Origin of the sequence: Maritimibacter sp. 55A14 (genome assembly GCF_003122205.1) — a bacterium.
GTDB lineage: Bacteria > Pseudomonadota > Alphaproteobacteria > Rhodobacterales > Rhodobacteraceae > QEYE01.
The window spans coordinates 1-13,208 of record NZ_QEYE01000016.1 but is presented as its reverse complement, the minus strand read 5'-3'; the positions used below and the strand labels follow the sequence as shown (position 1 = coordinate 13,208).

16 protein-coding genes and 1 pseudogene are annotated in these 13,208 nt (G+C 66.6%); 5 read left to right on the top strand and 12 right to left on the bottom strand.

The features are described from left to right. The 10 genes from DDZ14_RS13615 to pqqA form a co-directional block, all read right to left on the bottom strand. Window positions 1–270, bottom strand: coding sequence for a K+/H+ antiporter subunit F (locus DDZ14_RS13615; protein WP_109425535.1), 270 nt, complete (start codon window positions 268–270; stop codon window positions 1–3). Continuing rightward, window positions 267–758, bottom strand: coding sequence for a Na+/H+ antiporter subunit E (locus DDZ14_RS13610; RefSeq protein ID WP_109425534.1), 492 nt, complete (start codon window positions 756–758; stop codon window positions 267–269). The genes DDZ14_RS13615 and DDZ14_RS13610 overlap by 4 nt, the downstream gene beginning before the upstream one ends. Window positions 759–771: 13 nt before the next feature. Further along, window positions 772–2,313, bottom strand: a complete 1,542-nt coding sequence (locus DDZ14_RS13605; RefSeq protein ID WP_109425533.1) for a monovalent cation/H+ antiporter subunit D — start codon at window positions 2,311–2,313, stop codon at window positions 772–774. Beyond that, the gene (locus DDZ14_RS13600; RefSeq protein ID WP_109425601.1) at window positions 2,310–2,660 is read right to left on the bottom strand and encodes a Na+/H+ antiporter subunit C; all 351 of its coding nucleotides are present in this window, start codon (window positions 2,658–2,660) and stop codon (window positions 2,310–2,312) included. Before DDZ14_RS13600 ends, DDZ14_RS13605 begins: the two co-directional genes overlap by 4 nt. 1 nt (window position 2,661) lies before the next feature. After that, on the bottom strand, window positions 2,662–5,550 hold the full coding sequence (locus tag DDZ14_RS13595) for a monovalent cation/H+ antiporter subunit A (RefSeq protein ID WP_109425532.1): 2,889 nt from the start codon (window positions 5,548–5,550) through the stop codon (window positions 2,662–2,664). Between the two features lie 198 nt (window positions 5,551–5,748). Then, entirely contained in the window at window positions 5,749–6,846 is a 1,098-nt protein-coding gene (gene pqqE / locus DDZ14_RS13590) for a pyrroloquinoline quinone biosynthesis protein PqqE (RefSeq protein ID WP_199221345.1), read from the bottom strand. Next, window positions 6,846–7,118, bottom strand: a complete 273-nt coding sequence (gene pqqD, locus DDZ14_RS13585) for a pyrroloquinoline quinone biosynthesis peptide chaperone PqqD (protein WP_109425531.1) — start codon at window positions 7,116–7,118, stop codon at window positions 6,846–6,848. Before pqqD ends, pqqE begins: the two co-directional genes overlap by 1 nt. After that, entirely contained in the window at window positions 7,115–7,864 is a 750-nt protein-coding gene (gene pqqC, locus DDZ14_RS13580) for a pyrroloquinoline-quinone synthase PqqC (protein ID WP_109425530.1), read from the bottom strand. Before pqqC ends, pqqD begins: the two co-directional genes overlap by 4 nt. Next, on the bottom strand, window positions 7,861–8,712 hold the full coding sequence (pqqB, locus tag DDZ14_RS13575) for a pyrroloquinoline quinone biosynthesis protein PqqB (RefSeq protein WP_233252581.1): 852 nt from the start codon (window positions 8,710–8,712) through the stop codon (window positions 7,861–7,863). Before pqqB ends, pqqC begins: the two co-directional genes overlap by 4 nt. A gap of 78 nt (window positions 8,713–8,790) precedes the next feature. Then, on the bottom strand, window positions 8,791–8,892 hold the full coding sequence (pqqA, locus tag DDZ14_RS13570) for a pyrroloquinoline quinone precursor peptide PqqA (RefSeq protein ID WP_109425528.1): 102 nt from the start codon (window positions 8,890–8,892) through the stop codon (window positions 8,791–8,793). A 231-nt stretch (window positions 8,893–9,123) separates the two neighbouring features. Here pqqA and DDZ14_RS13565 point away from each other — a divergent pair, with 231 nt between their 5' ends. The 3 genes from DDZ14_RS13565 to DDZ14_RS13555 are packed head-to-tail and all read left to right on the top strand — an operon-like array spanning window position 9,124 to window position 10,377. Beyond that, window positions 9,124–9,327, top strand: coding sequence for a hypothetical protein (locus DDZ14_RS13565; RefSeq protein WP_109425527.1), 204 nt, complete (start codon window positions 9,124–9,126; stop codon window positions 9,325–9,327). A gap of 55 nt (window positions 9,328–9,382) precedes the next feature. Then, entirely contained in the window at window positions 9,383–10,027 is a 645-nt protein-coding gene (locus DDZ14_RS13560) for a hypothetical protein (protein ID WP_109425526.1), read from the top strand. Then, on the top strand, window positions 10,024–10,377 hold the full coding sequence (locus DDZ14_RS13555; protein WP_109425525.1) for a hypothetical protein: 354 nt from the start codon (window positions 10,024–10,026) through the stop codon (window positions 10,375–10,377). Before DDZ14_RS13560 ends, DDZ14_RS13555 begins: the two co-directional genes overlap by 4 nt. Window positions 10,378–10,392: 15 nt before the next feature. Here DDZ14_RS13555 and DDZ14_RS13550 read toward each other — a convergent pair whose 3' ends face one another. Beyond that, window positions 10,393–11,202 carry a quinoprotein dehydrogenase-associated SoxYZ-like carrier gene (locus DDZ14_RS13550; protein ID WP_109425599.1) on the bottom strand — a complete coding sequence of 270 codons (810 nt, stop codon included), beginning with the start codon at window positions 11,200–11,202 and terminating at the stop codon, window positions 10,393–10,395. An 88-nt stretch (window positions 11,203–11,290) separates the two neighbouring features. On the opposite strand from DDZ14_RS13550, the gene DDZ14_RS13545 reads away from it, so the two are divergent. Further along, the gene (locus tag DDZ14_RS13545; RefSeq protein ID WP_109425524.1) at window positions 11,291–12,322 is read left to right on the top strand and encodes a quinoprotein relay system zinc metallohydrolase 2; all 1,032 of its coding nucleotides are present in this window, start codon (window positions 11,291–11,293) and stop codon (window positions 12,320–12,322) included. 4 nt (window positions 12,323–12,326) lie between these two features. Here the strand turns inward: DDZ14_RS13545 and DDZ14_RS13540 are convergent, their stop codons facing one another. Continuing rightward, a complete protein-coding gene (locus tag DDZ14_RS13540; RefSeq protein ID WP_233252580.1) occupies window positions 12,327–12,935 on the bottom strand; it encodes a hypothetical protein in 609 nt (202 codons plus the stop codon). A 146-nt stretch (window positions 12,936–13,081) separates the two neighbouring features. On the opposite strand from DDZ14_RS13540, the pseudogene DDZ14_RS13535 reads away from it, so the two are divergent. Next, a pseudogene (locus DDZ14_RS13535) lies at window positions 13,082–13,208 on the top strand (S-(hydroxymethyl)glutathione dehydrogenase); the annotation flags it as partial.

The following is a 13,208-nucleotide window of genomic DNA, read 5'->3' as shown; positions in this document are numbered from 1 at the left end:
CTATTCGATGATGTCGCCGCGCAGCACGAAGCGCGTATAGGACACGGTGGAGATGAAGCCGGTCATCGCGAAGATCATGGAGGCCTCGAAATAGACCGTGGTGCCCTTGTGGATGCCGTAGAGCGCGAGCAGCGCGATGGCGTTCACCACCATCGTGTCGAGCGCCAGGATGCGGTCACCGATGCCCGGTGACTTGATGACGCGATAGATGTTCAGCAGCAGCGCAATACCGAAACAGCCGAAGGCGAAGAGGAGGGCGTAGTCGATCATTCGAATATCTCCATCAGGCGGCGCTCATAGCGGGACTTGATGCCGTCGCGCACCGCGTCGGGGTCGGGCGCGTCGAGGCAGTGGACGAGCAGCGTGCGCCCGTCGGCCGCGACATCGCTCGACACGGTGCCGGGCGTCAGCGTGATCGTGCCCGCCAGCACGGTGATGGCCTCGGGCGTGCGCAGATCCAGCGGGATGGAAATCCAGGCCGGGTGGGTGTTCGCGTTGGTCTTGAAGAGGATGATGTAGGCCACCTGCACATTCGCTACCACGATGTCCCAGATGGCGACGGCGATGTATTCCACGATACGGGGGAAGTTCATCAGCCGCGGTCGGTTGGGCCAGTAGGCGGATGTGATGACCGGGATGATCAACGCCAGGATCAGCCCCAGCACCAGATTGCCCAGCGTGATCTTGTTGACCAGCATCTGCCACACGACGATCAGCGTCAGGGTCAGATACGGGTGGGGCAGGCACTTGCGCAGCATCTCTCCGCCTCCTTCAACGTTGCCCGATGACGGCCATGATATAGCCCTCCGGCGCATAGAGCTGGTCGGCCGTGGCCTCCAGATAACCCGTGACCGGGCCGGCGAGCACCGACAGCGCGACCACGGTGAAAAGCAGCCCGAAAGTCGCGACCACGGGCAGCACCGGCGGTTGTGGCGCGGTCACGGCCTCGGCGGCGGCGTCCTCGAGTACGGGCGTGTCCTCGGGCTCCGGCGCGGTCTTCCAGAAGACCACGCTGCCGGCCTGCGCGAAGCCCAGCATTGCGACCAGTGACGTGACCAGGATCGTGGACCAGATCACCCAGACATGCGTGGTCTCGCGCACCGCGTCGAGTACCAGCAGCTTGCCGACGAAGCCCGAGAGCGGCGGCATGCCGGCCACGGCGATCGCCGCACCGAAGAAAAGTGCGGCCAGCAGCCCTTGCTGCGCCATGGGCGGCGCCGGTTCCTGCAGATCGCCCGCGGTACCGCGCTGCTCGCGCACCAGATCGACCACGAGGAAAAGCAGCGCGCCGGCCAGCGACGAATGGATCGTGTAGTAAAGCGCGGCAACCGTGCTCTGGTGCGTGAAAACCGAAAGCCCGATCAGCAGCGTGCCCATCGAGCCGATGGCCGCGAAGGCCGCCAGCCGGCCCAGCCTGCGCGCGCCCAGAATGCCGACCATGCCGACGGCCAGCGTCACAAGGGCCGCGCCCATGATAAGCGGGCCGATCATGTCGGACGTGGCGCCCAGCTCCGGGCCGAAGACCAGCGTGTACATGCGCAGGATCGCGTAGGCCCCGACCTTGGTCATGACCGCGAAGAGCGCGGCCACCGGGGCGGGCGCTTCGGCATACGTCTCGGGCAGCCAGAAATGCAGCGGCAGCAGTGCTGCCTTGATCGCGAAGACCAGCAGCAGAAGGATCGCCCCCACCCGCAGCAATGCGCTGTCATCGGCCGGGATGGCGGAGATGCGTTCGGCCAGGTCGGCCATGTTGAGCGTGCCCGTTACGGCATAGAGCGTGCCCAGCGCGAAGAGAAACAGGGTCGAGCCCAGAAGGTTGTAGACCACGTATTGCACGCCCGCGCGCAGCCTGCGCCGCCCGCCGCCATGGATCATCAGCCCGTACGAGGCGATGAGCAGCACCTCGAAGAAGACGAAGAGGTTGAAAGCGTCGCCGGTCAGAAAGGCCCCGAAAATGCCCATGAGCTGGAACTGGAAAAGCGCGTGAAAATGGCGCCCGCGCTGATCCCATCCCGACCCGATCGCATAGAGAAGCACCGCCAGCGCCAGAACTGCGGTCAGTACGATCATCAGCGCCGACAGCCGGTCGAGCACCAGCACGATGCCGAAGGGCGCAGGCCAGTTGCCAAGCTCGTAGACATCAATTGTGCCGCTTGCCGCCAGCGCCATAAGCCCCGTGCAGACCGCGACCAGAACGGCGCAGGTCGCGACGGAGAAGACCCTCTCCAGTGTCGGGTGGTGGCGCATGGACAGAACGAGGATCGCGGCCATCGTGGCGGGCAGGACGATCGGAACGATGACCCAGTGGTTCATTCGCCGGCCTCCTCGTCTGCGTCCGCGGCGGGCAGGTTGACCCCGTCGGTGCGCGAGGCCAGATAGGCGCCGAGCGCCAGCATCACCACCACCGCTGTCATGCCGAAGGAGATCACGATCGCCGTCAGCACCAGCGCCTGCGGCAACGGATCGGTATAGGTGTCGACCCCGTCGCGCAACACCGGCGGCAGGTTCACGACCAGCCGCCCCGTGGCGAAGAGGAAGACGTTGACCGCATAGGTCAGCAGCGAGATGCCGATGATCACCGGAAAGGTGCGCAGCCGCAGGACCAGGTAGATCCCCGCCGCCGTCAGCACGCCTATGGTGCTTGCCACGAGCAATTCCAAGTTACCGCCCCCCTTCGCCTTCGCCTTCGCCATCGTCGTCGTCATCGCTACGCGCCGGGTTGATGTCCATCGGGAAGATGTTCACCGTCTCGCCGGTGCGCCGCGCCATGCTCGACAGGCTGTTGAGCGCCAGCATCACCGCGCCGACCACGGTCAGGAACACGCCCGTGTCGAAGGCCATCGCGGTGGCCCATTCGAATTTTTCCAGCGGCGGAATGGTGATGTAGCCGTAATCGCTCGTCAGGAAGGGGCGCCCGGCAAACCAGGCGCCGATCCCCGTCAGGCTGGCGATCAGGACGCCGAACCCGATGGTGACGTGATAGGTCACGCGCTGGCGCGACTCGGCCCAGGCGAAGCCGGAGGCCATGTATTGCATCAGGAAGGCGATGGCGACGATCAACCCGGCGATGAAGCCGCCGCCGGGGTCGTTATGGCCGCGCAGGAAGATGTAGACGCCGACCATCAGCGCAATCGGCATCATCACCCGCGTGGCCACCACCATCATCAGCGGGTGCCGGTCGCCAGCTTCGTCCCCGACCGGGTCCCAGCTTGTCAGCCAGCGCCCGCCGGGACCCCGCAGCACCGCGTCGGTCAGTGCGAAGATCACCAGCGCGGCGATGCCAAGCACGATGATCTCGCCGAACGTATCGAAGCCGCGGAAGTCGACCAGGATGACATTGACGACATTGGTGCCGCCGCCACCCTTGTAGGACTTGTCCAGGTGAAAGGCCGAGATGCTCTCGGCCGCAAAATCGCGCAGCAGGATCGCATAGGTCAGCCCGGCCACCGCCACGCCGCCCGCTATCGACACGACGGCGTCCCGGAATCGCTTCGCCGGGCCGCTTTCGGCCGGCGTCCTGTGTGGCAGGAAATTGAGCGCGAGCAGCATCAGGACGATCGTGACGACCTCCACCGAGATCTGCGTCAGCGCCAGATCGGGCGCCGAAAGATAGATGAAGCCCAGCGACACGATCAGCCCGACGATCCCCATCAGGACCAGCGCCATCAGCCGGTTGCGATGGAAGGCGACCAGCGCGAAAGTGGCGACCATCAGCAGAACCCAGCCCACGGCGGGCAGCAGCGCCACAGGCAGCGGCGCGCGGGTGGCCGGCAGGCTCGCGCCCCCGGTCCAGGCAAACACGCCGGCCCCCAGTACGGTCACCGTGAAGATGCCTGCATAACGGCTGAGCGCACCGTCATGCAGGCTGTCGGTGAAGCCGCGCCCGGCCAGTGTGGCGGCGCGCGTGACGGCGTCGAACATGGTCTTGGCCTCGGGGCGCGGGGTGGCCAGCCACAGGCGCATCAGCGGCGCGTGGAAGGCCAGCAGCAGCGCCCCGCCGGCCACTGCGACAGCCGACATGTAGAGCGCCGGCGTGACACCGTGCCAGATCTTCAGGTGGAAATCGGGCAGTCCGCCGCCGGTCACCGAAGCGGCTGTGGCCTTGACCAGCGGCTCGGCCAGCACGGGCGCCACGCCGATGGCCACGACCAGCACCACGAGGAAGCCCGGCGCGGCCCACATACCGAATTCCGGGTCATGCGGCTTGGACGGATAGTCCGTGCGCTCCGGTCCCAGGAAGACATGCACGATGTAGCGGAACGAATAGGCGACCGAGAAGACCGCGCCGAGCGTGGCCAGGACGGGAACCACCCAGTGCGAATGGGCCCAGACGGTATGGGCGGCTTCCTCCAGCATCATTTCCTTGGAGAGGAACCCGTTGAGCAAGGGGATGCCGGCCATCGACAGCGCCCCGACGGTGGCAATGGCGAAGGTCACCGGCATCAGCCGCCGCAGCCCGCCCAGCCGCTTGATGTCGCGGGCATGCGCCGCATGATCGACGATCCCCGCGGTCATGAAGAGCGCGGCCTTGAACGTGGCGTGGTTGATGATGTGGAACACCGCCGCCACGGCTGCCATCTTGGTGCCGAAGCCCAGCAGCATGGTGATCAGGCCCAGATGGCTGACCGTGGAGAAGGCCAGAAGCGCTTTCAGGTCGTCCTTGTAGAGTGCGATCTTGGCGGCGATCACCATCGTGACCAGCCCGGTCGTGGCGACGAGGTAGAACCATTCCGGCGTACCCGCCAGCACCGGCCACATCCGCGCCATCAGGAAGAGTCCCGCCTTCACCATCGTGGCGGAATGCAGATAGGCAGACACCGGCGTCGGCGCGGCCATGGCGTGCGGCAGCCAGAAATGGAACGGGAACTGTGCCGACTTGGTGAAGGCCCCCCCGAGGATCAGGATCAGCGCGGGCAGATACATCGGGCTGGCCTGGATTGCCTCCTTCTGCGTCAGGATCACGCTCAGGTCGTAGCTGCCCACGACATTGCCCAGGATCAACATGCCCGCGATCATCGAAAGCCCGCCCAGGCCGGTGACGACCAGCGCCATGCGCGCGCCTTGCCGGCCCTCGGGCAGGTGTTTCCAGTAGCCGATCAGCAGGAAGGAGGAGAGCGAAGTCAGTTCCCAGAAGATCAGCAGCAGCAGCACGTTGTCGCTGAGTACGATCCCCACCATCGCGCCCTGGAAGAGCAGCAGGTAGGTGAAGAACTGCCCCATCGGATCCTCGCGCGACAGGTAGAAGCGCGCATAGAGGATGATCAGCACGCCGATCCCCAGGATCAGACCGGCAAAGAGCAGTCCAAGCCCGTCGAGCATGAAGGTGACGTTGAGGCCCAGCGCGGGCAACCAGTCGAGCCGGAAGAGCAGCACTTCGCCGCGCATGACGGCGGGCGCGGATATCAGCAGAAGCAGCAGCGCCAGGACGGTGGGGGCGAGGGTGAAGGCGGTGCAGGTATTACGGCCCGCCTGTATCATCAGCCCCGGAAGCAGGGCGCCCAGAAAAGGCAGCGCCGCTATGATCGGCAGAAAACTCCCGGCGGTTTCCATTGTCGGCATGCCCCCCTTGTTATCCGTCGCGCTCCCGTTCCGGTTGATCCGGCGTTATTTAACGGCGCACAGGACCGGGCCCGTGCGCCGCAAATGGGATTCCCACTTAGATACACGGTTGCAACTGCTTGCCACAACCCGATTTCGTGAGAACAGGGTGCTTGTTTCGGGGCTGGTGTTGCAGCCGGGCCAGCGCGTTCAGCCGACTGGCGCCGTCATGCTGCGCCAGGTCAGCGCGCTGTCGTCGCCCTCGGAAAACTCGGCGGCGAGCTTCTGTACCACGCCGTGATCGGGGGATTTCACGCAGACCGGATCGGTCGCCGCCGGATCGCCCGCCAGCGCCATCGCCTGGCAGCGGCAGCCGCCGAAATCCACCGTCTTGCGCTCGCAGGAGCGGCAGGGTTCCTGCATCCAGTCGGTGCCGCGAAACGCGTTGAAGGCGGGGCTGTCATACCAGATGTCGCGCAGCTTCGTGTCGCGCGCGTTCTCGAATGTCAGGGACTTGATCGTCTGCGCCGCGTGGCAGGGCAGGACGGTGCCGTCGGGCGCGACATTGATGCCAGTGCTGGCCCAGCCGCCCATGCAGGGCTTGGGATAGCTGGCATGGTAGTCGGCGGGCACATAGTCGATCACCAGCCGGCCCTTGAGCGCGGCGCGGGCCTCGGCGACCACGCGGCTGGCCTCGCGCGCCTGCGCCTGATTGGGCATCAGCGCGCCCCGGTTGAGCATCGCCCAGCCGTGAAACTGCACCGTCGCGACCTCGATGCGGCGCGCGCCCATTTCCAGCGCGATCTCCAGCGCACGGGGGAGTTGGTGCATGTTTCCGCGATGCATGACGAAGTTCAGCGTCAGCGGAAAGCCGATCTTCCCGATCCAGCCCGCGACGGCCATCTTGCGGTCGAACCCGCCCTTGTAGCCGCCGATCCGGTCGGCCATCGCCGCATCCGTGCCCTGGAGCGACAATTGCACATGGTCGAGCCCTGCGGTGTCCAGTTCCGCAAGGCGCTTCTCGGTCAGCCCGATGCCCGAGGTGATGAGATTGGTGTAGAACCCGGCCTCCCGCGCGCCGGCGACAAGATCCGTCAGGTCGCGGCGCGAGGCGGGCTCCCCGCCCGAGAGATGAAGCTGCAACACACCCATCTCGCCAGCCTGACGGAAGACCGAGAGCCACTGTGCGGTGGACAGCTCGCTGTCGCGCGCGGCCAGCTCCACCGGGTTGGAGCAATAGGGGCAGGAGAGCGGGCAGCGATGCGTCAACTCGGCCAGCATGGCGATGGGGGGGCGTATTGCTTCCATCACGCCACCTCTACGATGCGCCGCTCGGCCAGCGCATCCAGAAACTCCGCGCTGTCACGGGTCACGTCGTCCACGGGCGCGTCGAACGCCTCGGCCAGATCCGCCGCGATCTGCCCCAGGCTGCGTGTGCCGTCCACCCGGCTGAGGATTGCGTGCCCGATTGCGTCCAGGCGGATCGCGCGTTCGGGCGCCAGCAGCACCCAGCCTTCGCGCACCCGGTCGAAATGCAGCCGCACGCCGCGCGGAAGAAGGGGTGTGTCGCCGGGCGTCATGCCGCCCCCCTGGCCAGCAGCCCTTCGCCGGGCAGCCAGCCGCCGGGCGGGATGCGTGCGGGGTCCACGTAGGCCGCGTGAAGCGCGTCGAGCTGCGCCCAGAGCACATCGGTCTTGAAGATCAGCGCCGCCGCCGCGGCATCCTGCTTCTCGGCGGTGTCGGCATGGTCGAGCACCCATTTCAGGCCGAACGCGACATCCTTCGGGGCCTCGCTAAGCCGGTTGCGGAAGTATGACAGGCTGCTGTCGTCAGCGAAATCGTAATGCGCCAGCAGCCCCTCGATCCGCTGGGCATGGATCTTCGGCGCGAAAAGCTCCGTCAGCGAGGCCGCGACGGCTTCAAGCAGCGGTTTTTCCTGCACGAATCGGACATAGGCGTCCACCGCGAAGCGGGTTGCGGGCAGTACGCCTTGTGCGGATGCGACATAATCGGGGTCGAGCCCCACCGCCTGCGCCAGCCGCAGCCAGCGGCGGATTCCGCCCTCGTTCCGGTCGGTGCCGTCATGGTCCTCGATCCGCGAGCGCCAGGCCCGGCGCAGGTCCGGATCCTCGACCCGGCTGAGGAAGGCCGCGTCCTTCATCGGGATGCGCGACTGGTAATAGTAGCGGTTGATGACCCAGGCGCGCACCTGGTCGGGGGTGCATTGGCCACCGTGCAGCAGGTGGTGGAACGGGTGCCGGTCGTGATACCGTTCCGCCCCGATCTGGCGCAGCCTGGCCTCGAATTCCTTGCGCGTCGCGGTCACAGGGTAAACTCCATTCCGTCGCTGGCCACGGTCCAGCCCGCGGCTTCGGCCTCGGCCCGTTCGGCGCTGCCGGGGCGCAGGACCGGGTTGCTGTTGTTCATGTGGACGAAGACCTTGCGGCCGATTTCCAGCGAGGCCAGCGCGGCGATCGAGCCGTCGGCGCCGCTCATCGAGATATGGCCCATGCGCCGCCCGGACTTTTCGCTCAGCCCCTCGCGCAGCATCTCGTCGTCGCGCCAGAGCGTGCCGTCGAAGAAGACTATCTCCGCCCCGCGGATGCGCGCGGCCAGCCGGTCGGTGACGGCGGCGCAGCCGGGGACATAGTAGATGTCCCGCCCGCCCGCGCGCAGATGCACGCCCGTGGTCTGCTCGCCCTCCAGATCGGTCTGCACCGTTTCGCCCTCCATATAGAGCGGCACCTTGCCCGGAACCGCGAAAAGCTCGGCGCTGAGGCCCGGCAGCAGCTCCGTCGCGCTGTCCAGATCGACGCGGGTTCGCGTGACCCTCGCGGGGTTGAGCGCGTCCAGCATCGGGTTGGCGGCCAGCACCCCATGGATCTCGCCCGTGGCGTAAAGCGTGAAATCCTGCTGCTCGCGCAGCGACAGGAGCCCCGCCACATGGTCGATATCGCCATTGGTCACGAGGACCGCCGATATCGGGCTGTCCCGCAAGCCTTTGGGGTGAAGTTTCGGCGTGGCCGCGATCTGCGCCCGGATATCCGGCGACGCGTTCAGAACGACCCATCGCTCGCCATCAGCAGAGACGGCGAGCGACGATTGCGTGAGCGAAGGTATCTCACCCGCCCGCGCCAGATCGCAATTGCGGCAGCCGCAGTTCCATTGGGGCAACCCGCCCCCTGCTGCGGCACCGAGAACGAGGGCCTGAAACACCCGTCACCCCGATCGCGCCGGCGGCGCGGCAGAATTTCAGAACAGGACGACGCCGCCTTCCTGGTCGTCGGCCGGGCCGTACATATTGATTTCCATGCCGCAATTGACTTCGCGAAGAACGGGCTTCGTCCATGCCATGATAGAATCCTCCCTAAGGGTCGTGGCTGTCTCACAGGTATTAGATGTGCGCGGACGGCTTGTTGTCAACGTCGCCGGGGCCGCGCCATCTAAGACTTTAGTGCCGAATTCGCAGCATCGCCGGGCGATTTGGGGTGCGCTGCGAGAGAGATGCGTTAGGCTTGGGGGCAGCGAAGCGGGTCCGCCCGGCGACGTCCGGGCCCTGCGCCCTGCCGGATCAAGGGTCGAAACATGATAGAGCTGGTCTTCATCGTCTGCCTGTCTGCCGCGCCCGACCAGTGCGAGGAGCGCGCGATGCAGTACAACAACCTGTCGGCACGGGATTGCGTCTACGGCGCGATGCCGTATCTGAGCCGCTGGGTCAGCGAGCACCCGCAATGGCAGGTTGAGCGCTGGACCTGCCAGCCGATGGGCGAAGCGCGCCACCGCGCCTGATGGCCGCGGTCGGCTGCGGATCGTACCGGATACCGACGCGAAGAGGACATCTGCAATGAAGAAAACCATACTGGCCGCGCTTCTGGGCTGTGTACTGTGGTCCGGTGCGGCGCTGGCCGGCGACGGCTATGACCTGATATTCCGCACTGGCACGCTGGACGCCTTCGCGCCCGGCGACAGGCTGGAATACCGCAGCCACGTGGCGCGCGACGACGCGCCCGACGCGGCCGAGGACGCCCTGCTGGAGCTTGCGCTCGCCGAGGAGGGCACCGCCGCGCGGCTGCGGCGCATGGAGGACGGGCAGGCGCGCCCGGTGGCGGAATTCGACGCATCGGTGGGCAATCCGATGGCGATGTTCTTTCTGGAGCGCACGGTGCGCGACGTGGCCGAGGCCACCGGCGGCAGCCCGTTCTACATTCGCAACCGGATCAAGGACTCGCTGCTCACGCCGCGCTCGATCGAGGCAACGCAAGTTACCTGGAACGGCGCCGCCCATGCCGGACAGACCGTCACGCTGATGCCCTTCGCGCAGGACAAGAACCGTGCCCGGCTGGGTGAGTTCGCCGATATGGAGATCGCCGTCACCGTCTCGCCCGACGTGCCCGGCTGGTACAGCGGGTTTATCGCCCGCACGCCTGTGCGCGAGGGCGCTGGGCGGTTCTTCGTGTCGGAACTGTCGCTGGCTGAGGTCCGGAAATGAGGCATGCGATTCTGCTTGCCACGCTTCTATTGACGCCCGCCGTCGCGCTGGGACAGAGCGCGGCGGAACGGCTCAACGACTATCCGACCGAGGCGCGGGCGGATTACGTCTTCGGCTGCATGGTCAGCAATGGCGAGAGCCGCGAGTCGCTGCGCCGCTGTTCCTGCTCCATCGACGTGATCGCCTCGATCCTGCCCTATGAGAAATACGTGCAGGCCGAAACCGTGCTGTCGCTGCGGCAGGGCAGCGGCGAGCGGATGTCGATGTTCAAATCCTCGCCCATGACCGACGCCATCGTGGCCGATCTGCGCCGCGCGCAGGCCGAGGCCGAGATCGTCTGTTTCAAATAGATCTGGCTGCGCCGTTCAGGACGTGCCCGGCTTGGGCAGTTCCCGCTCGAAGACGTTGCCCTCGGTATCCTCCGCCCGCACCCGGATCGCGGGGGCGCCGTTGTCGGTATACTTGAAGCGGAAGACCGGGTTCTCGGATATCGAGATGCCGCCGGCCAGCGTGAAGAGCATCTCATCGCCCTGCCAGACCTCCAGCGACTGGATGAAATGCGCAGGCACGAAAAGCTGGGTGATCTGGTCGCGCTGAAGCCCGGAATAGTTTGGATGCCGGATCATGAGCTGCGCCTCGCGCCGGGCGCCGCTGCGGGCCTCGTCGTCGAAATGCCTGAGCCGCATCTTGCCCATTTCGGCCAGCGCGACCTCGGGATCGCGGGTCGCCGGCGCCGAGCAGCCGCCCGAGGCCTTCACGAATCGCCCGCTCATGTAGCTGCCGACCGGCGTCTCGGCGATGACACGCATGTTGGAATAGGAATTCACCCGTACCCGCGTCTCGAAGCTGAGCGGCGCCATGCCGGGGCCGAAACGGATTTCGGCGGCCATCGGCGCGGGGTTCTCGTCCACCACGAGCGTGATCTTCCCGATCGGACCGGGCGTCATGTCGGTCTGCCGGATGACCACGGGCACCGTTGCCGCGTCATGGGTCCGGTAGGGCGCATCGACCGCGAAGATCGCGCCGCCCTCCTGCGGGATCACGTCGCCCAGGATGCCATAGCGCAGATCCCGCCAGGTCTCGCTGTCGGTCAGCGGGTTGCTCGGTTCCTCGGCGGTGCCGGGGCCGGCGAGCCCGATGAAGAGGGCGCCAAGCAGGGACAGGGGCAGTCTCATCGCGATCTCCACATGTAATTCTTGGACCCTAGCATGAAATTCGCGTTAGACCTATCAACCCAAAGTACCAGTCCCGCGAGGCCGCCCGATGTTCGAGATCCTGCTCAGCCTGTGCCTGGCCGGCGCACCGGAGTCCTGCACCGAACGGCTGGTTCCGGTGGCCGCGCCGGACTGCCCGGCGGCCTTCGCGCGGCTGCCGGACGTTGCGCCGGACTGGGGGGCGGATCATGTGGCGCGCGATCCGCGCTGCGTGGAACGACCCGGCTCCGATCTCGAATTCACCGAGATCGCGCCGGGGGTCCATGTGCATCGCGGACAGGTCGCCGATGTCGGGCCGGACAATCTGGGCGACGTCGCCAATATCGGCTTCGTCATCGGGCGCGACAGTGTTGCGGTGATCGACGCGGGTGGCTCGCGCGCGGTGGGCGAACAGGTCTATCTCGCGCTGCGCAGCGTGACCGACAAACCGATCTCGCACATGATCCTGACGCATATGCATCCCGATCACGTCTATGGCGCGCCGGTCCTGGCGGAGGCGGGGGCCGAGATCTGGGGCCATGCCAAGCTGCCGCAGGCCCTGGCCGCGCGGGCGCAGAGCTATGGCGAAAGCTACGGCCGGCTGATCGGGCCGGGCTTCGCGGGCAGCGGTTTGCCGGTCCCCGCCCGCACCGTCGAGGACAGCGCGCGGATCGATCTGGGCGGGCGGGAGCTGCTGCTGGTCGCGCGCCCCACTGCCCACAGCGAAAGCGACCTGACTGTCTATGATGTCGCGACGCGCACGCTCTTCACCGGCGATCTGGTCTTTGACGAGCACAGCCCGGCGCTGGACGGCTCGCTCAGGGGCTGGCTCGACGTGCTGGCGGCGCTGGGCGACCCGATGCCCGCGCGCCTCGTTCCGGGGCATGGCGGGCCGGTGCTGGACTGGCCCGCGGGCATCGCAGCGCTGCGCGGCTATCTGGTGATGCTGCGCGACGAGACGCGCGCGGCGATCGAAGCGGGGCTGCGACTGGGCGAGGCGGTGGACCGCGTGGGCTGGAGCGCCGCGCCGGGCTGGGCGCTTTTCGACCTCTACCACCCACGCAACGTGACCGCGGCCTTCACCGAACTGGAATGGGAATAGCGCCCTATTCGTCCACGCGGGCCAGCAGCATCTGCGCGATCGCGTAGATCCGCTGCTCCAGCAGGACCGGCGTCTCGCAGACATAGCGCAGCGACCGGGCGCGGTCGGTGAAAATGCGCTCATGCCAGTCGAGTTCGGCCTCGACCTTGTCGATCCGGTCGAAATCCGGCGATTCGGCGGATTCAAGCCGCTTCATCTGCGCGCGCAGCGCCTCGATGTTCTCGGCCATACGGGCCTGGTTGCGGGCATAGCGCGCGATCCCGTCCATCAATTCGTTGCGCCGCGCGTTCAGCCGGTCGAACACGCGGGCGAAAATCGCGCCGTATTCGGCCCTGCCGAATTCCGGATGCGCGACCTCGGCGCGGGCGACCGCCGCCTCGGCCTCTTCCAGCGTGACGCGGCGAAGTGCCAGAATATCAGAGGTTTCCTCGACCGCGGCGCGGGTTTCCTCGGTCAGCCCGTTCTCCGGCATGGGATGGGGCCACATCACGCCGGGCGAAAGCGTTGGCACCTTGCGCTGGATGCAGGGCCAGTCGGGATCGTTCGACGCGGCGCCGAAGACCGGCCCAGTGGCCAGAAAAATCATGCCGGCAAGTGGCGCGAGCAGCTTCATTTCAGCCTCTACGACTAAGGTCTTACAGAGCTAACACCCAATGATGACACATATTATCGGAGGAAGAAAACTGGCGATTTGGGTGAGATTCCCGCATACTGATCGTCCGTAGGTTGCGCCCCGGAGGGCGCGAGGGAGGAGACTGAATGAGAACGCGGGCTGCGGTTGCGCTGGAGGCGGGGAAGCCTCTGGAGGTGATGGAGGTTGAGCTTGAGGGCCCGAAGGCGGGGGAGGTTCTGGTGGAGATCAAGGCCACCGGGCTGTGCCACACGG